Below are 17,883 nucleotides of genomic sequence, written 5' to 3'. Positions count from 1 at the left end.
GATAGGTGCACAATGCAACCGTCTACTGTCGTTGCTCGACCTAACAATCACGGGGTTCTCCCATGACGACTGCCGTCGCGCCGCTCTCGCGCACCGACCCGTCCCATCCCGGGTACAAGTGGCTCGCCCTGTCGAACACCACGCTCGGCGTGCTGATGGCGACGATGAACTCGTCGATCGTCCTGATCTCGCTGCCGGCGATCTTCCGCGGGATCGGGATCAACCCGCTCGAGCCCGGCAACATCAGCTACCTGCTGTGGATGATCATGGGCTACATGCTGGTCACCGCGGTGCTGGTGGTCACGCTGGGCCGCTTCGGCGACATGTACGGCCGCGCGAAGATCTACAACGCGGGCTTCGCCGTCTTCACCGTCGCCTCGATCGCCTTGGCCCTCGACCCGTTCTCCGGCGGGGCCGGCGCTCTCTGGCTGATCCTCATCCGCGTGGTGCAGGGCGTCGGCGGCGCCATGCTCATGGCCAACGCGACCGCGATCCTCACCGACGCGTTCCCGGCCGAGCGCCGCGGCTTCGCCATCGGCACCAACTCGGTGGCCGCGATCGGCGGCTCGTTTATCGGCCTGCTGGTCGGCGGCGTGCTCTCCGAGGTCGACTGGCGCCTGGTGTTCTGGGTCAGCGTGCCGTTCGGCGTCCTCGGGACGGTCTGGGCCTTCAAGACGCTGCGCGACCCGGCCGGTCGTCGGGAACACAGGATCGACTGGTGGGGCAACCTGACCTTCGGCGTGGGGCTCATCCTGCTGCTGGTCGGCGTCATCTACGCGATCCAGCCCTACGGCGGGCACGCCGAGGGCTGGACGAACCCGTTCGTCCTCGGCTGCCTCATCGGCGGCGTCGTCGTGCTGGCGATCTTCTGCGTCGTCGAGACGAAGGTGACGCAGCCGATGTTCCACCTGGAGCTCTTCCGGATCCGGGCGTTCACCTCGGGCCTGGTCGCGACGCTGATGAGCGCGCTGTCGCGCGGTGGCCTGCAGTTCATGCTGATCATCTGGCTGCAGGGCATCTGGCTCCCCCTGCACGGCTACGAGTACGAGCAGACCCCGCTGTGGTCGGCGATCTACATGCTGCCGCTGACGGTCGGCTTCCTCGTCTCGGCGCCGATCTCGGGCATCCTCTCGGACCGGTTCGGCGCGCGGCTCTTCGCCACCGGCGGCCTCGTCATCGTGGCGCTCACGTTCGTCGGGCTGCTCCTGCTGCCCACCGACTTCGACTACTGGTGGTTCGCCGCGATCCTGCTGGTCAACGGCATCGGCTCGGGCCTGTTCATCTCCCCGAACATGACCGGGATCATGAACTCGCTGCCGCCCGACCAGCGCGGCGCGGGCAGCGGGATGATGTCGACGCTGCAGAACTCGGGCATGGCGCTCTCGATCGGCATCTTCTTCTCGATGCTCATCGCCGGGCTCGCCAACTCGATGCCCGCGGCCCTGCTCGGCGGGCTCACCGCCCAGAACGTCCCCGTCGACGTGGCGCAGAACGTCGCCGCGCTCCCGCCGGTGGGCACGCTCTTCGCGGCGTTCCTCGGCTACAACCCGATGGCCGAGATCCTCGGCCCGACGGTGCTCGGCGCACTCCCGCCCGGGAACGCCGCGACGCTGGTGGGCAAGCAGTTCTTCCCCACCCTCGTCACGGGCGCTTTCCACGACGGCCTCGTCGTGGTGTTCGCGGTGGCCATCGCGGTGTCGCTGGTCGGCGCGGTCGCGTCGCTGTTCCGGGGCGGGAAGTACGTCCACGGGCAGGACTCGGTGGAGCCGGCGGAGGGCGACCCCGCCGGTCCGGCCCTCCCGGCGCCGACGGTGGACCACGACGCCGCCCCGACCGGCCCCGTCGCGGTCCCGACGACGGCCGCTCGCAGCAACGGCCACCGCGCGCCCGCTGCCACCGCGGGCGTGGTCACCGGACGGGTCACGACGACCGACGGGTCGCCGGTGGTCGCGACGCTCACCGCCACCGACTCGGGCGGGCACCAGATCGGCCGTACCCGCACCGACGCCGACGGCGGCTTCACCCTGCCGGCGCGGCCGGGGAGCGCCCTGCTCATCGCCACCGCCCCCGGGCACGCCCCCCGGGCCGAGACGCTGACGATCGGCGTCGGGGGCACGCGGCACGACGTGGTGCTCGAGCCGACGGGCCGGAGCGCCCGGACGCCGGTCGCGGGGTCCTAGGCCCACCGTCGGAGCGAACGGCACGTCCGCTGCCTCGAGGCGCGCGGGAGTGCCGTTCGCTCCGACAGGGGCGCATGAACCGGGTCACATCCGTGTAGTTCACCCTCAAGGCGTCGTCGTACGTCCGTATGGCCGCATCCGCTACCCGGTCCGGCTCCTGAACCGACCATGTGGGTGGCGTCCGGCGGGGTCGGGGCGGCGTCGGTCGGCGCGAGGTGAACGCTCTGCCGACAGTGATCACCACCGGCCCGAGGTCAACCCGATCGGCCGGACTCAAGGCCCGATCGGGGTCAGCCGATGGGGTGGTGTGTTCCCCCTCATCGACCACCAGTCCTTCGTCCGTCCGGAGGCTGCCGCTCCTTCGAGGGACACCCGGCGGGCGACGATCCCCGCCGCCCGGGTGCCGCTCGGGGACCGGATGGCACCGAGCGAGCTCTTCGCGCCCGCCGGCGAGCAGCAGCCCCGCCTCTCCGTGCTCCTCGTCGACGGCGACGCCCGCCGTCGGGAGCTCATGGCGCGCTCGCTCGCGGAGGCCGGCGCCGGCGCGGTCCACGAGGTGGGCTCGTCCGACGAGGCCCGGCGCCGGGCGTCCGACGGCCCGCCGTGCGACCTCGCCGTCGTCGAGCTCACCCTGCCCGACGGCGGGGCGCTGGGGCTCGTCAACGAGCTGCGCCTCGACGGCTGGCGCACGGTCGTCCTCGGTCCCGACGACCACGCCGTCGCCGAGGCCGCCTTCCGCGCCGGGGCGCTCGCCTACCTGAGCTCGCCCTCGGGACCCGGCGTCCACCACGTGCTCGAGGCCGACACGGCGGCCCCGACCCCCACCGGCAGCGCCCGCATGGCCGCCGTCGACGGGGCGCCGCGGGAGCTCTCCGCCCGCGAGGTCCAGGTGGTGCAGTCGGTGGCCGACGGCCGCTCGAACGCCGAGATCGGCGAGGCGCTCGGGCTCTCCGCGCTCACCGTCAAGTCCCACCTCTCCCGCATCGGCCGCAAGCTCGGCACCGGGGACCGGGCGCAGATGGTGGCCCTCGCGATGCGCGCCCGCGTCATCCACTGAGCCCGCCGGTCCGGGCCCGCGGGTCTGGGGGCCGGCCGGTTACGGTGCCGCCGTGACCGAACTCGTGCACCTCGACGTCGACGCCGCCACGGGCCGCGCGACCGTCACCCTCGACTCGCCGGCGAACCGCAACGCCCTGTCCGCCCAGCTCCGGCGTGAGCTGCGCGGGCACCTCGAGGCGGCCCTCGACGACGACGCGGTGCGCGTGGTGGTACTGACCCACACCGGACCGGTGTTCTGCTCCGGGATGGACCTGCGCGAGTCGCGCGGGGCGGGATCCGACGACCAGGGTGTCCACGAGTTCCCCGGGATCCTGCAGACGCTGTGGAACTCGACGAAGCCCGTGGTCGCCCGGCTGGCCGGCCCCGCCCGCGCCGGTGGGGTCGGGCTCGTGGCGGCGTGCGACATCGCGGTGGCCGCCCGCGCCGGCGGCGACACGAAGGGCGCGACCTTCGCCTTCTCCGAGGTCCGCATCGGCGTGGTGCCCGCGGTGATCTCGATCCCGGTGCTGCCCCGCCTGCTCCCCCGCCCGGCGCACGAGCTGATGCTCACCGGCGAGGTGTTCGACGCCGACCGCGCCGCGGAGATCGGCCTGCTCAACCGGGCCGTCGACCCGGCCGACCTCGACACCGAGGTGGACCGCTTCGTCGGGATGCTCGCCCTCGGCGCCCCGGCCGCCCTCGCCGGCACCAAGGCGATGCTGCGCCGGGTCCCGGCCGACGACATGGCCGCCGACTTCGACGCGATGCTGCGCCTCTCGGCCGAGTACTTCGCCTCCGACGAGGCCCAGGAGGGCATGGCGGCGTTCGCCGAGAAGCGCCCGCCGCGCTGGGCCCCGTAGGACTAGCGCAGGTTGAGCACGACGACGAGCAGGATCAGCGCGATCAGGGTGCCGGAGACCCAGAGCCGGGCGTAGCGGCGGTCCACCCCTACCCGCCGTCCGGGGTGGACCCGCGGCGTTCGAGGGCGGCCAGGCGCCAGGCGACCGTGCGCTCCACCAGGGAGTCGACGACGGCCGCGACCGCCCAGCAGGCCGGCCCGACCACCCCGATGACGATGATCACCTGGAGCGTGAAGTCGAGCTGGGTGAGCCAGAGCTCGACTCCGTCCCACCAGGTCGCCACCGCGCGCAGCACTCCCTCACGGTACGGCGCGGGATCGGTGCAGCCCCGGCAGGGTCCCGGCCTCGTCGCGGCACCGCCCCACCGGGGATAGGTTCAGTCACCATGTTCGCCGTCTATGCGTCCGAGCCCAACAGCGACGACCCGCTCGCCGCCCTCGTGGTGGGCGAGCGGCCCGATCCGGAGGTCCCCGACGGCTGGGTGCGGGTCAAGGTGGAGGCCGCCAGCCTCAACATGCACGACCTGTGGACGCTGCGTGGCGTCGGCATCAAGCCCGACCAGTTCCCCATGATCCTGGGCTGCGACGGCGCCGGCACGCTCGACGACGGCACCCCCGTCGTCCTGCACTCGCTCATGGGCGACCCCGACTTCAAGGGCGACGAGACCCTCGACCCGCAGCGCAAGATGCTCACCGAGTGGGCGCAGGGCACCTTCGCCGACCACGTCGTGGTGCCGAAGCGCAACGCCCTGGCGCGCCCCGAGGGCATGAGCGCCGTCGCCGGCGCCGTCATGGGCACCGCGTGGCTGACCGCCTACCGGATGCTGTTCACCAAGTCGGGGCTGCGGGGTGGCCAGACGATGCTCGTCCAGGGCGCCTCCGGCGGCGTGTCGACCGCGCTGATCGCTCTCGGGCGCGCCGCGGGCATGCAGGTGTGGGTCACGGGCCGCACCGACGAGAAGCGCGAGCTGGCGCTGCGCCTCGGCGCCCACCAGGTCTTCGAGTCGAACGCGAAGCTGCCCGGCAAGGTCCAGGCCGTGTTCGAGACCGTCGGCGAGGCCACCTGGAAGCACTCGGTGCGCTCCCTGGTGCCCGGCGGCACGATCGTCTGCTCCGGCGCCACCTCGGGCAACCAGCCGCCCGCCGAGCTCGCCCAGATGTTCTTCCTCCAGAAGAACCTCGTCGGCTCCACCATGGGCACGCTCGACGAGCTGCGCGACCTGCTCGACTTCGTCGCCACCACCGGGATCAGCCCGGAGATCGGGCAGGAGCTGCCCATGACCGACGCCGCCACGGGCTTCCGGTCGATGCTCGACGGCGAGACCGCCGGGAAGATCGTCTTCACGCGCTAGCACCGCTGGGCGACGACGGGTCCTCCCGGCAGGACCCGTCGTCGTCCCGGGTTTCGTCTCCCCCACCCCGGGGAACGCCACGTTTCGAGGGTTGAGTCACCAGTCCCGGTCAGACCCCCACCTGTGTTCTCGGTGGGGCGTTCTCCCCACCGTGCTGGTTCACCCTGTAGCCGCGCACGGACCGCCACTTGAGGCAGTCTGTGAGGTACGCCTGTGACGGAACGCACGAGCGCCTATGACAAGTACGCCCCCGATCTCGAAGAACTGGCTTCTCTGGACGCGGGCGACCCGCGTCGGGATCGTCTGACCGCCGAGCTGACCGACGCCTTCCGCCCCGTCGCCCGCAACATCGCGCGCCGCTTCGGCCGCCGTGGGGAGTCCCACGACGACCTCGAGCAGGTCGCGCTGATCGGGCTGCTGCACGCCCTGCGCCGCTACGACCCGGCCCAGGGTCGCGACTTCCTCTCCTACGCCGTCCCCACGATGATGGGCGAGGTCCGGCGTCACTTCCGCGACGCCGCCTGGACCATCCGCACGCCGCGGGGCATCAAGGACCGCTATCTGCAGGTGGGCACCGCCTCCACCACGCTCTCCCAGCAGCTGGGGCGGGCCGCGACGGCCACCGAGCTCGCGGAGTACCTGCAGATGGACCGCGAGGAGGTCATCGAGGCGATCTCCGCGCACCACTCCTACCGGCCCGACTCGCTCGACTCGACGCTCACGCAGGGCACCGACACGACGATGGCCGACGTCCTCGGCGCCGACGACCCCGACATGGACCACGTCGAGGCCCGGGCCCTGGTGCGCGACCTCGTCGGCATCCTCCCGGAGCGGGAGCGGAAGATCCTGGTGCTGCGCTTCGTCCACGAGAAGACGCAGTCCGAGATCGCCGCGCAGCTCTCGATCTCCCAGATGCACGTCTCGCGGCTGCTCTCGCAGACCCTCGAGCGCCTGCGGGAGCGCGCGAGGGTCCGCGAGCAGACCCAGTCCCAGCCCCGGGTTCAGTCGCGTGAGCCGGTCGCGGTGGCCAGGAGCGCCTGAGCCAGCGCGTCGTTCGCCCGGAAGCTGAGGTTGTTGGTCCGCGGCCGGGTGAACGCGCCGGGGAGGCGCATCGTCGTGTGCGGCCCGATCGCGAACAGCGTGGGGTGCGGCTCGTCGAACCCGGGTCCGGTGAGCACGCGGTGGTCGCGCGCGTCCACCGGGACCAGCCCGGTGGCGTGCTCGACGACGCCGCTGTAGTCGTCGGTGCGCCCGCAGGCGTTCCAGCTCAGCGTCTCCTCGTCGAGCGCGCCGGCGGCCATCAGCGACCGCAGCATCGGGTCGGACGAGCGCCGCACGCTCGGGGACGCCAGCCGGGCGTCGACGAACGTCGTCGCGCGCACGGGCGGGCCGTCGAGGGCGGAGCCGGTGGCGACGAACGACTTCCCGTCCTGGTCGATCTCGACCGACAGACCCGACCCGAGGAACGTCAGGAATCCCGCCCGGGACAGGGCGAGCATCTGGCGCAGCCGCGGCCCGGGCGGGCCGCTGGCCATCGACGAGAACAGGTTCTGCCACCAGCCGAGGTCGCGGGCCTTCGACTTCGCCGTCAGCGCCCCGCGGCTCGCCAGCTCCACCGACACCATGAAGGCGCTGAGCATGGCGGTGAAGGCGCCCAGCTCCTCGGTGTGGGCCGGGTCGACGTGCCGGGCGAGGTCGTCCGCGATGTAGCCGCGCAACTGCTTCTGCAGCGTCTCGAGGTCGGTCCGCACGCCGTCGAGCGGCCGGTCGAGCCGCTCGAAGTCGAGTCGGTCGGCCTCGTCGGGCACGGACTCGGCGACGAGCCGCTCACGCTCTGCCGAGTACCAGTCGAGCTCGGTGTAGGCGGCGGCGAAGGTGTCCCAGTCGGTGCCGACGCGCTCGGGGTGGCCGTGGAAGAGTTCGTGGTACCAGCCCCAGCCGATCTCCTTGGCGATCATCGGCCACGCGTCGGTCCGCAGGCTCACCCCGCCCTGCCGGCCGGCGAGCTCGTCGACCTGGTCGGGCCCGAAGAACATCGGCAGCGGGGGGCGCGGTCCGATCAGGGTGTACTCGGTCTTCGCGTGGTACGGCACGCCGCGCCCGGAGCCGACGTGCAGGGAGACCTCACGGCCCGAGGGGACGTAGCGCAGCCGGCCGCGGCCGGAGCCGTCGTCGTCGCCCTCCTCGTGGACGAACGACCCACCGCGGCCCTCGAACAGCAGCACCATGAGGTCGACGAACGCGAGCCCCATGCCGCGCGCCACGACGACCTCACCGGGCGGGATCGCGTCGAGATCGGAGTCAGTGGTCTGCTCGGGCGGGAGGTAGCGCAGACCCAGACGGTCGGCGCACCGGCGCAGCGAGGTCTCGTCGTCGGTGGGGGCGGCGTCGAGGTGGCCGGAGGCGAGGACGATCGCGTCGGCGTCGAGGACCTCGCCCGTGCTCAGCGACACCCGGTGCAGGTCGCCGTCGACGACACCCGTCGCCCGGGCCTCGTGCACGTGGACGCGGACCCCGGCCGGCAGGTCGGCCAGCACGCGGTCGAGCACCGCGGCGAGGTAGTAGCTCTGCAGCTGCCTCGTCGGGAACGTCTCGGGGCGCAGGCCGCGGATCTCCTCGCCCACGCGACCCTCGGGCTCCTCCCCCGCGGCGCGGACCGCCTCGGCCCACTCGATGAGGCTGGGCCCGGGGACGATCGGCCCGTCCATGCGGACCGTGTCGTCGGTCCACATCGTGACGTCGGCGGCCATCGAGTTCATCCAGAGCAGCTCGGACTGCGCCGTGCGCCAGATGCGGCCCGCCCCGGCCGGGTACGGGTCGACGACGTGCACGTCGAGCGGGTGCTCCGCGTCGACCCCCGCCCCGGGTGCTCCCGCGACGATCCGCTCGAGCACCCCCGTGCCGCGCGGTCCCCCGCCGACGATCACCACCGAGCGCGTCATACCACCCGACGGTAGGCGCGCCCCGACGGGTCGGCCACCGGATGTGAGGCGACCCTGGGCACCCCGGACGCACGAAGGCCCCGCCGCGGTCGCGGCGGGGCCCTCGGTGCTGACGGTCTAGCGGGCCGGACGCTCCCGGCGGGGGCCGCGCTTGTCGGGCCGCGGGCCCGATCCGGCGGTCTCCGTGGAGCGGCTCAGCCCCATCGGGCGACCGGCCACGCGGGCGCGCTGGAGGCGCTTGACCACGGCCTCGGGCACGTCGGCGGGCAGCTCGACCAGCGTGTGGTCGGTGCGGATGTCGATGTGGCCGATGTGGGCCGAGTCGAGGCCGGCCTCGTTGGCGATGGCGCCGACGATCGCACCCGGCTTCACCCGCTGGTTGTGCCCGACCTCGATGCGGTAGGTCCCGGTGCCCGAGCCGACCGTCCAGGACGGGGCCGCGGGGCGCTTGCCCTGGCCGCGGGCCGGCTTGTCGCCCGGAGCGCGGTCGTCGCGGACGCGCTTGTCGCCGCGCGCCGAGGGCGTCGGCAGCTCGTCGACCAACAGCGGCTTGCCGCCCTGGACCATCTTCGCGAGTGCCGCGGCGAGGGCCAGCGGGTCGACGTCGTGCTCGGCGACGTACTCGTCGATCACCGTGCGGAAGACCTCGATGCCGTCCCCGCCATCGTCCTGGCCCTCGAGCGCGGCGGTGATGCGCTCGGCGAAGCGGCCGCGGCGACGCGCGTTGACCTCGTCGGTGCCCGGCACCGACATCTCCTCGGCCTTCTGCCGGGTCTGGTTCTCGATCGCGCGCATGAGCCGGAGCTGGCCGCGTGTGACGAAGGAGATCGCGTCGCCGGAGCGGCCCGCCCGCCCGGTGCGACCGATGCGGTGCACGTAGGACTCGGGGTCGGTCGGCAGGTCGTGGTTCACGACGAGCGTGATCCGCTCGACGTCGAGCCCGCGGGCCGCGACGTCGGTGGCGACGAGCACGTCGAGCTTGCCCGAGCGCAGGTCGGCGATCGTCTTCTCGCGCTGGACCTGCGAGAGGTCCCCGGAGATGGCGACCGAGGAGAAGCCGCGGCGGTTCAGGGCCTCGGAGACGTCGGTGGTGTTCTGCCGCGTGCGGACGAACACCAGGGCGGCGTCGAAGTCCTCGACCTGCAGGATGCGGGCGAGGGCGTCGGCCTTGAGCCGGTCGGGCAGCACGACGTAGCGCTGGCGGGTGTTCGCCGCCGTCGTCGTCTTGCCCTTGATCGAGACCTCTTCGGGCGAGGTCATGTGCTTGCGGCTGACCTGGCGGATCGCGGTGGGCATGGTGGCCGAGAACAGCGCCACCTGACGGTCGGCCGGGAGCAGGCCGAAGATGTTCTCGACCTCCTCGAGGAAGCCCATCTGCAGCATCTCGTCGGCCTCGTCGAGCACGAAGTAACCGACGTCGGTGAGGTCGAGCGTGCCCTTCTCGAGGTGGTCGGCCACGCGTCCGGGCGTCCCCACGACGATCTGCGCACCGCGGCGCAGGCCCGCGAGCTGCGGGCCGTAGGGCGCGCCGCCGTAGAGCTGCACGACGTGGACGCCGGGCATGCCGACGGAGAAGGACTCGATGGCCTCGGCGACCTGGATCGCGAGCTCACGGGTCGGCGTGAGGATGAGCGCCTGCGGCGCCCGGACCTTCATGTCGAGCCGGGCCAGCAGCGGCAGCGCGAACGCGGCCGTCTTGCCGGTGCCGGTCTGGGCCAGGCCGAGGACGTCGCGGCCGGCGAGCAGCAGCGGGATCGTCTCGGTCTGGATCGGGGTGGGGACGGTGAAACCCTGCTCGCGCAGGGTGCCGAGGACCCGCTCGTCGAGGCCCAGCGCCTCGAAGGCGTCGGGAGTCTCCTCGGGGGTCTCGTCGGCGTCGGTCACGTTCCCGGTCTCCTCGGCATCGGCCGAGGACTGCTCGAGGAACGGGTCGAGCGGCAGGTCGGAGTCGGACAGGACAGCAGCGTTGGTCACAGATTCCTTCGGGAGGGGTACGTCGGACTAGTTCGAGCTGTCCGCGGACCCGTGACACACGCGCGGTCCCAATCCCAGGCCGACAGCTCGGCACTTGCAATGACCATCCTACAAGAGCCCCGCTCCGCCCTCAGGACGGGGAAGAGCGGGACCGGTCACTTCTTGGTCGTCTTGGCCTTGTCGACGGCGTTCTGGTCGGTGGACAGCGCGGCGACGAAGGCCTCCTGCGGGACGTCGACCCTGCCGATCGTCTTCATCCGCTTCTTGCCCTCCTTCTGCTTCTCCAGCAGCTTGCGCTTGCGGGTGATGTCGCCGCCGTAGCACTTGGACAGGACGTCCTTGCGGATCGCACGGATCGTCTCGCGGGCGATGATCTTGGCACCGATCGCGGCCTGGATCGGCACCTCGAACTGCTGGCGCGGGATGAGCTCGCGCAGCTTCGAGGCCATCGAGTTGCCGTAGGCGTAGGCGGCGTCCTTGTGGACGATCGCCGAGAACGCGTCGACGGGCTCCCCCTGCAGCAGGATGTCGACCTTGACCAGGTCGGCCGCCTGCTCGCCGGCGGGCTCGTAGTTCAGCGAGGCGTAGCCGCGGGTGCGCGACTTCAGGATGTCGAAGAAGTCGAAGATGATCTCCGCGAGCGGCATCGTGTACCGGAGCTCGACGCGGCTGTCGGACAGGTAGTCCATGCCGTCGAGCTGCCCGCGCCGCGACTGGCAGAGCTCCATGATCGGCCCGACGAAGTCCGACGGCGCCAGCACCGACACCTTGGTGATCGGCTCGAAGATCGTCGCGACCTTGCCCTCCGGCCAGTCGGCGGGGTTGGTCACCTCCGCCTCGCGGCCGTCGTCGAGCTCGAGGCGGTAGACGGTGTTCGGGGCGGTCGAGATCAGGTCGAGCCCGTACTCGCGCTCGAGGCGGTCGCGGGTGATCTCCAGGTGCAGCAGGCCGAGGAACCCGCAGCGGAAGCCGAAGCCCAGCGCCGCCGACGTCTCGGGCTCGTAGGACAGGGCGGCGTCGTTGAGGCGCAGCCGGTCCAGCGCGTCGCGCAGCAGCGGGTAGTCGGTGCCGTCGATGGGATAGAGCCCGGAGTAGACCATCGGCTGCGGGTCGCGGTAGCCACCGAGGGCCTCGGTGGCCCCCTTGCGCTCCCACGTCACGGTGTCGCCGACCCGCGACTGGCGGACGTCCTTCACCCCGGTCATGAGGTAGCCGACCTCGCCGACCCCGAGTCCCTGGCAGGGCTTCTGGTCGGGCGAGATGATCCCGACCTCGAGCAGCTCGTGCACGGTGCCCGTCGACATCATCTTGATCCGCTCGCGCGGGGTGATGCGGCCGTCGACCACGCGGATGTAGGTGACGACGCCGCGGTAGGTGTCGTAGACCGAGTCGAAGATCATCGCGCGGGCCGGGGCGTCGGAGTCGCCGACCGGGGCCGGCACGCGGCGGACCACGGAGTCGAGCACCGCGCCCACGCCGACGCCGGTCTTGGCGCTGATCCGCAGGATGCTGTCGGGGTCGCAGCCGATGAGGTGGGCGATCTCGGCCGCGTAGCGCTCCGGGTCGGCGGCGGGCAGGTCGATCTTGTTGAGGACCGGGATGATCTCGAGGTCGTTTTCCATGGCCAGGTACAGGTTGGCCAGGGTCTGCGCCTCGATGCCCTGCGCGGCGTCGACCAGCAGGATCGCGCCCTCGCACGCGGCGAGCGAGCGGCTCACCTCGTAGGTGAAGTCGACGTGCCCGGGGGTGTCGATGAGGTGCAGGACGTGGTCCCGCATCTCGCCGTCGGGCCCCGCGGAGAACCAGGGCAGGCGCACGTTCTGCGCCTTGATGGTGATGCCGCGCTCGCGCTCGATGTCCATGCGGTCGAGGTACTGGGCGCGGTAGGCCCGGTCACCGAGCACGCCCGTGAGCTGCAGCATCCGGTCGGCCAGCGTCGACTTGCCGTGGTCGATGTGCGCGATGATGCAGAAGTTCCGGATCCGGTCCGGGGGCGTGAACGTCTCGTCGGCGTAGCCCACGGTGCCCGGCCGGCCGGCCTCGTCGGTCGGCTGCGGGGTGGTGGTCTCGGTCAACGAGGTCCTCTTCCTGATCGGGCGGTTCGCACCCCATCGTCCCACGGACCCCGAGCGACATCGCGCGAGTGGGCCGTTGGTAGCCTGAAGCTCATTGCGCCGTGCGGGCAGACGCCTGTTGCGCGCCCGCACGAAGACACCCCAGCGATCAAGAGGTTCGAAAGCCCCGTGGCGAACATCAAGCAGCAGGTCAAGCGCAACCGCAAGAACGAGGAGGCTCGTCAGCGGAACAAGGCGACGAAGTCCCGGATCAAGACCGCGATCCGTCGCTACCGCGAGACCGTCGAGTCCGGCGACACCGCCGCGGCCGACGAGCGCCTCCGCGAGGCCTCCCGCCTGCTCGACAAGGCCGTGAGCAAGGGCGTCATCCACCGCAACCAGGCGGCGAACAAGAAGTCGCGCATGGCTGCCCGCGCCACGCGGCACAGCGTCGACAACAAGTAGTCCTTCCCGACGACGGCCGTCGTCCGGTTCCGACCGGGCGGCGGCCGTTCGTCGTCTCCGGGGTCCCCTCGTCCCGGAGCGAACGGCACTCTCGCTGCTTCTACGCGCACGAAAGTGCCGCTCGCTCCACCGGGTGGCGTCAGCGCCGGCGCGCGTGGCCCGCGAGCGCGGCCAGCTCCACGGTCGCCCGCTCGAGCGCGTAGGACGGGTCGGCCGCGACGCCCTTGACGTCGGCGTTCACGTCGGCCACCAGGGCCATCGCGCGGGTGAGCCCGGGCCCGTCCCAGCCCCGCGCCTGTCCCTGGGCCTTCTTCACCTTCCACGGCGGCATCTTCAGCGCCGACGCCATCGCGTAGGGGTCGCCCCGCCCGGCGGCCGACACCCGCGCGATCGTCCGGACCGCGTCGGCCAGCGCGTCGGCGACCAGGACGTGCGCCACCCCGGTGTCGAGCGCGTAGCGCAGGGCCTCCAGCGCCCCGGCGCGGTCGCCCGTCACGGCGCGCTCGGCGACGGCGAACCCGGTGACGTCGGCCCGGCCCCGGTGGAAGCGGCGCACCGCGTCGGCGTCGATCTGCCCGCCCGAGTCGCTCGCCAGCTGCGAGGCGGCGGCCGCGAGCTCGCGCAGGTCGGCCCCGACCGCGTCGAGCAGCAGGCCCAGCGCCTCCCCCGTGATCGAGCCGCCCGCCTGCCGGACCTCGGAGCGCACGAAGTCGGACCGCTGGTCGTAGCCCTTGAGCTTCGCCGCCTCGGCCACCGCCGCGCCGGCCTTCTTCAGCCCGTCGACCAGCGCCTTGCCCTTCGCCCCGCCCGGGTGCACCGCGACGAGCACCACCCCGTCGGTGGGCGCCTTCGCGTACTCGACCAGCACCGTGGTGACGTCGGCCCCCGCGTCCTGCGCCGCCTCGATCACCACCACCCGCGACTCGGCGAACAGCGACGGGCTCACCAGCTCGGCCAGCACCCCCGCGGTGATCTCGTTGGCCTTGAGGGTGCGGACCTCCACGTCGGGGTCCTGACGACGGGCCGCCAGGATCGCGGCCGACACGGCGCGCTCGACCAGCAGCCCCTCGTCGCCCAGCACCAGACGGACGGGAGCGGCGTCGTCGGGGGCTGCGCGCTGGCGGGGTGGCACGTCGGCAATCCTCCCACCGGGCACCGACACCGTGGCGTGCGCAACGTCGTCGTGCGGTGGCCCGGTGTCCGTGGGGTGCCGTAACGTGCCCGAGAAGCAGGACACAACTGAACACGGCTCATCCAGAGGGGTAGAGGGAACGGCCCGACGACACCCCGGCAACCGGCGGCCTCCGCGACGCGGACGCAAGACCGGTGCCAATTCCGACCCGCGTGCCGCGGGGAAGATGAGGAGACACTCTTCATGACCATGACTGCCCCGGGGACGACTGCGTCCACGACGTACGACCTGGGCCCCGCCGCCGCACTCTCGTGCCGGGCGTGCGGGCACCGGACCGCTCTCGCGGCCGAGTTCGCCTGTCCGCAGTGCTTCGGCCCGCTCGAGATCGCCTACGACTTCCCGAAGGTGACCCGCGAGTCGATCGAGCGCGGCCCGAAGTCGATCTGGCGCTACAAGGACCTGCTGCCGGTCCCGAGCACCGTCGAGCAGCACCCCAACATGGACCCGGGCTTCACCCGCCTCGTGAAGGCCGACCGCCTCGGCGCGGAGCTCGGCATCCGCAACCTGTGGGTCAAGGACGACACGGGCAACCCGACGCACTCGTTCAAGGACCGCGTCGTCGCCGTCGCGCTCGCCGCCGCCCGGGAGCTCGGCTTCACGGTGCTGGCCTGCCCGTCGACCGGCAACCTCGCGAACGCCACCGCCGCCGCGGCCGCCCGCGCGGGCTGGCGCTCGGTCGTCCTCGTCCCCGCCTCGCTCGAGCGCGCGAAGATCCTCATGACCGCGGTGTACGACACCGAGCTGCTGGCCTGCGAGGGCAACTACGACGACGTCAACCGCCTCGCCACCGAGCTCGCCTTCGAGCAGGAGGACTGGGCGTTCGTCAACGTCAACGTCCGGCCCTACTACGCCGAGGGCTCGAAGACCCTCGGGTACGAGGTCGCCGAGCAGCTCGGCTGGCGCATCCCGGCCCAGACGGTCATCCCCATCGCCTCGGGCTCGCAGCTGACCAAGGTCGACAAGGCCTACGGCGAGCTGATGAGCCTCGGCCTGGTGGACGAGGCCGAGTACAAGGTCTTCGGCGCCCAGGCCGCCGGCTGCTCCCCCGTGTCGACCGCGTTCCGCGAGGGCACCGACGTCGTCCGCCCGCAGAAGCCCGACACCATCGCCCGCTCGCTCGCGATCGGGAACCCGGCCGACGGGCCGTACGTGCTCGACGCCGTCCGCCGCTGCGGCGGCGCGATCACCGACGTCACCGACGACGAGGTCCGCGACGGCATCCGCCTGCTCGCCCGCACCGAGGGCATCTTCTCCGAGACCGCCGGCGGGGTGACCGTGGCGAACGCGAAGAAGATGGTCGAGTCGGGCCAGCTCGACCCCGACGCCGACACCGTCCTGCTCATCACCGGCGACGGCCTCAAGACCCTCGACGCGATCGAGCACCAGGTGGGCCCGAAGGCGACGATCCCGGCGACGTCGAAGGCGGTCCGCGAGGTCCTGGGCCTCTGAGGTCCTGGGTCTCTAGCGCTTCCGTGGGTCGGGCAGGGGGTCGCCGCGCGCGACGACGGCGGGCCCCCGCTCCCCCGGCACCAGCGCCAGGTCCCCGCTCTGGTCGGTGCGCCGCACCAGCGCCCCCGTCCCGGCGAGCAGCCCCATGACCGACGGGTTGGGGTGCCCGTAGCTGTTGCCCTGCCCCACGCTCACCAGCGCCAGCCGTGAGCCCGGCGCGGTGAGGAACGCGGGCAGCGACGACCGCGACCCGTGGTGGGGCACCTTGAGCACCTCGGCCCGCAGGTCGGTACCGGCGGCGAGCAGCGCGTCCTGCGACGAGCGCTCCGCGTCCCCGGGCAGCAGCACGCGCCCCAGCGGCGTCGTCGCACGCAGCACCAGCGAGGTGTCGTTCACCTCCGCCCCGTCGTCGGCGTCGACGTGCGCGGCGGGGTGTACGGGCCCGAGCGTCTCGAGCGCGAGGCCCGGCCAACGGAGGGTCGCGCCCCGCTCCATCCCGACGACGGCCGCTCCCGCCTCCCGGGCCCGCGCCGTCACCTGGGCGAGGGTGTCGGCCGGTTCCCGCACCGGCCCCACCGCCACCGCGGCCGTGCTCCGCCCCCGCAGCGCCCCGCCGAGCCCGCCCACGTGGTCGGCGTGCAGGTGGGAGAGCACCACCAGCGCGAGCGAGCGCACCCCGAGCCGGGCGAGGCAGCGGTCGACCGGGCCCGGGTCGGGGCCCGCGTCGACGAGGACGGCGCGGCCGGGCTCGCCCGTCGCCAGGACGAGCGCGTCGCCCTGCCCGACGTCGCACGCGACCACCGCCCACCCCGGCGGCGGCCAGCCGACCGGCACCACCCGGGTCGGCACCAGCACGAGCAGCAGCCCCACCGCGACGGCCAGGGACACGAGCCGGACCCGCCGCCATCGCAGCGCGACGAGGCCCAGGACCACCAGCCCCGCGAGCACGAGCCCGCCGAGGACGCCGCCCGGCCAGGCGATCGTCGCGCCGTCGACCCCGGCGCAGCGCCGGGCGACCCACACCAGCCACGACACCTCCGGCCCGGCGAGCCACACCGCGGCGTGAGCACCGCCCGTCCACCACGGCGCGAGCAGGGCGGCGAGCACCCCGAGCACGGTGGCCGGCGCGACGACCGGCGCCGCCAGCAGGTTGGCGAGCACCGCGACGAGGCTGACCTCCCCCGACAGGCCGGCCACCACCGGCGCGGTGACCACGTGCGCGGCCACCGGCACCGCGAGCGCCTCGGCGAACCCCGGCGGCACCCCGCGGGCCCGCAGCTTCCCGACGATCACCGGGGCGAGCAGCACCAGCGCGCCGGTGGCGAGCACCGACAGGGCGAACCCGGCGTCGGTCGCCAGGGCCGGGTCGGCGAGCAGCAGCACCACCACGGTCGCGGCCAGGGCGGGCAGCACCGAGCGGCGCCGGCCCAGGGCGAGCGCCAGGATCACCACGGACCCCATCGCTCCGGCGCGCAGCACGCTCGGCGAGGGCCGCGCGAGCACCACGAAGCCGACCAGCGCGAGCACCGCCAGCAGCGCTCCCGTGCGGGGACCGAGCCGGACGAGCCGCACCAGCAGCAGCACCGCCCCCAGCACGAAGGCGACGTTCGAGCCCGAGACCGCCGTCAGGTGGGTGAGGCCGGCCGTGCGGAAGTCGTCGGTCAGGTCGGGGCGCAGACCCGAGGTGTCGCCGACGACGAGACCCGGGAGCAGCCCGGCCGGGTCCTCGGCGAGCACCGCGCGGGCCGCGTCGCGCAGGCCGGCGCGCAGGTCCCCGGCGACCAGCTGCGCGCCCGGTGGCGGCCCGACCTCCCGGGGCGGGCCGCGGGTGCGCAGCACGGCGACGGTGAGGTCGGCGCGCGTGGAGGACCCGAGCGAGCCGCTCGCCGTCGCCCGCTGACCGGGCAGGAGCCCGGCCCAGCCCTCGGCCGGCGCGAGCAGCACCACCCGCCCGGACCCCACCCATCGACCCCCGCCCCCCTGCGCCGACACCAGCTCCGCCCGCACGACCACCCGCGGCGCCCCGCCCGGGCCGGAGCTCCGCAGGGGCGCCGGGTCGTCGGTGAGGACCACCTCGACCGTGGCCGCCGACCCGGCCGCGGCCGCGGTCCGCAGCGGGTGACCCGCCACCTGGTGCGCCGCCACCACCGCCGGCACCCCCACCGCCACCAGGCAGGCGCCGGCCGCGAGCACCCCGGCCGCCCACCGCCGGTCGCGGCGCACCACGGCGACCGCGACCCCGACCAGGGCGAGCACCACCACCAGCGCCCCCGGACCCCAGCCCAGGCTGAGGGCGACCAGTACCACCGCCCACGCCGCGAGCGCGGCCGGGACGAGCCGGGCGTCGAGCGGCGGGCGGGGCTCGTCGTCGGGCATGG

Annotated in this window: 13 protein-coding genes, 1 pseudogene and 1 riboswitch; of the genes and pseudogenes, 8 read left to right on the top strand and 6 right to left on the bottom strand. The window is 73.2% G+C overall.

Annotation, left to right across the window (positions count from 1 at the left end):
* Positions 1–62: 62 nt before the first annotated feature.
* From ACFPBZ_RS02125 to ACFPBZ_RS02110, 4 genes and pseudogenes are all read left to right on the top strand, one after another.
* Positions 63–1,748: pseudogene (locus tag ACFPBZ_RS02125) on the top strand (MFS transporter); the annotation flags it as partial.
* Positions 1,749–1,760: 12 nt separating this feature from the next.
* The gene (locus tag ACFPBZ_RS02120; protein ID WP_378034553.1) at positions 1,761–2,180 is read left to right on the top strand and encodes a carboxypeptidase-like regulatory domain-containing protein; all 420 of its coding nucleotides are present in this window, start codon (positions 1,761–1,763) and stop codon (positions 2,178–2,180) included.
* Between the two features lie 418 nt (positions 2,181–2,598).
* Positions 2,599–3,237 carry a LuxR C-terminal-related transcriptional regulator gene (locus ACFPBZ_RS02115; protein ID WP_378034343.1) on the top strand — a complete coding sequence of 213 codons (639 nt, stop codon included), beginning with the start codon at positions 2,599–2,601 and terminating at the stop codon, positions 3,235–3,237.
* Between the two features lie 52 nt (positions 3,238–3,289).
* Positions 3,290–4,078, top strand: a complete 789-nt coding sequence (locus tag ACFPBZ_RS02110) for an enoyl-CoA hydratase-related protein (RefSeq protein WP_378034342.1) — start codon at positions 3,290–3,292, stop codon at positions 4,076–4,078.
* 88 nt (positions 4,079–4,166) lie between these two features.
* Here ACFPBZ_RS02110 and ACFPBZ_RS02105 read toward each other — a convergent pair whose 3' ends face one another.
* A complete protein-coding gene (locus ACFPBZ_RS02105) occupies positions 4,167–4,373 on the bottom strand; it encodes a hypothetical protein (protein ID WP_378034341.1) in 207 nt (68 codons plus the stop codon).
* Positions 4,374–4,463: 90 nt separating this feature from the next.
* On the opposite strand from ACFPBZ_RS02105, the gene ACFPBZ_RS02100 reads away from it, so the two are divergent.
* Entirely contained in the window at positions 4,464–5,429 is a 966-nt protein-coding gene (locus ACFPBZ_RS02100) for a zinc-binding dehydrogenase (RefSeq protein WP_378034340.1), read from the top strand.
* A 213-nt stretch (positions 5,430–5,642) separates the two neighbouring features.
* Positions 5,643–6,470, top strand: a complete 828-nt coding sequence (locus tag ACFPBZ_RS02095; RefSeq protein ID WP_378034339.1) for a SigB/SigF/SigG family RNA polymerase sigma factor — start codon at positions 5,643–5,645, stop codon at positions 6,468–6,470.
* Here the strand turns inward: ACFPBZ_RS02095 and ACFPBZ_RS02090 are convergent.
* The 3 genes from ACFPBZ_RS02090 to lepA all read right to left on the bottom strand — a co-directional run bounded on the left by ACFPBZ_RS02090 (position 6,431) and on the right by lepA (position 12,366).
* The gene (locus ACFPBZ_RS02090) at positions 6,431–8,371 is read right to left on the bottom strand and encodes an FAD/NAD(P)-binding protein (protein ID WP_378034338.1); all 1,941 of its coding nucleotides are present in this window, start codon (positions 8,369–8,371) and stop codon (positions 6,431–6,433) included. The two genes, ACFPBZ_RS02095 and ACFPBZ_RS02090, sit on opposite strands and share 40 nt — an antisense overlap.
* Positions 8,372–8,488: 117 nt before the next feature.
* Positions 8,489–10,345 carry a DEAD/DEAH box helicase gene (locus tag ACFPBZ_RS02085; protein WP_378034337.1) on the bottom strand — a complete coding sequence of 619 codons (1,857 nt, stop codon included), beginning with the start codon at positions 10,343–10,345 and terminating at the stop codon, positions 8,489–8,491.
* Between the two features lie 155 nt (positions 10,346–10,500).
* Positions 10,501–12,366, bottom strand: a complete 1,866-nt coding sequence (gene lepA, locus ACFPBZ_RS02080) for a translation elongation factor 4 (protein WP_378034552.1) — start codon at positions 12,364–12,366, stop codon at positions 10,501–10,503.
* A 222-nt stretch (positions 12,367–12,588) separates the two neighbouring features.
* On the opposite strand from lepA, the gene rpsT reads away from it, so the two are divergent.
* Complete coding sequence (rpsT, locus tag ACFPBZ_RS02075; protein ID WP_378034336.1) at positions 12,589–12,864, top strand: 30S ribosomal protein S20; 276 nt, start codon at positions 12,589–12,591, stop codon at positions 12,862–12,864.
* A 139-nt stretch (positions 12,865–13,003) separates the two neighbouring features.
* On the opposite strand, the gene holA is transcribed toward rpsT, so the two are convergent.
* The gene (holA, locus tag ACFPBZ_RS02070; protein ID WP_378034335.1) at positions 13,004–13,996 is read right to left on the bottom strand and encodes a DNA polymerase III subunit delta; all 993 of its coding nucleotides are present in this window, start codon (positions 13,994–13,996) and stop codon (positions 13,004–13,006) included.
* A 115-nt stretch (positions 13,997–14,111) separates the two neighbouring features.
* A riboswitch (SAM riboswitch) is annotated at positions 14,112–14,229 on the top strand.
* Between the two features lie 10 nt (positions 14,230–14,239).
* Here holA and thrC point away from each other — a divergent pair.
* Positions 14,240–15,505 (top strand): threonine synthase, encoded by a 1,266-nt coding sequence (gene thrC / locus ACFPBZ_RS02065; RefSeq protein WP_378034334.1) that lies wholly within the window; start codon positions 14,240–14,242, stop codon positions 15,503–15,505.
* A 12-nt stretch (positions 15,506–15,517) separates the two neighbouring features.
* On the opposite strand, the gene ACFPBZ_RS02060 is transcribed toward thrC, so the two are convergent.
* Positions 15,518–17,881 (bottom strand): ComEC/Rec2 family competence protein, encoded by a 2,364-nt coding sequence (locus ACFPBZ_RS02060; RefSeq protein ID WP_378034333.1) that lies wholly within the window; start codon positions 17,879–17,881, stop codon positions 15,518–15,520.
* Between the last annotated feature and the right edge of the window lie 2 nt (positions 17,882–17,883).

The organism is Actinomycetospora atypica, assembly GCF_042653685.1.
Taxonomy (GTDB): Bacteria; Actinomycetota; Actinomycetes; order Mycobacteriales; family Pseudonocardiaceae; genus Actinomycetospora; species Actinomycetospora atypica.
The sequence above is the reverse complement of the archived record's forward strand: the minus strand, read 5'-3'. Positions and strand labels throughout refer to the sequence as shown.

Bases quoted from the DNA above. Each gene is read 5' to 3' on its own strand.
- ACFPBZ_RS02115 (WP_378034343.1), top strand. From the start codon at position 2,599: ATGGCACCGAGCGAGCTCTTCGCGCCCGCCGGCGAGCAGCAGCCCCGC.
- ACFPBZ_RS02100 (WP_378034340.1), top strand. From the start codon at position 4,464: ATGTTCGCCGTCTATGCGTCCGAGCCCAACAGCGACGACCCGCTCGCC.
- ACFPBZ_RS02090 (WP_378034338.1), bottom strand. From the start codon at position 8,371: ATGACGCGCTCGGTGGTGATCGTCGGCGGGGGACCGCGCGGCACGGGG.
- thrC (WP_378034334.1), top strand. From the start codon at position 14,240: ATGACCATGACTGCCCCGGGGACGACTGCGTCCACGACGTACGACCTG.
- ACFPBZ_RS02060 (WP_378034333.1), bottom strand. From the start codon at position 17,881: ATGCCCGACGACGAGCCCCGCCCGCCGCTCGACGCCCGGCTCGTCCCG.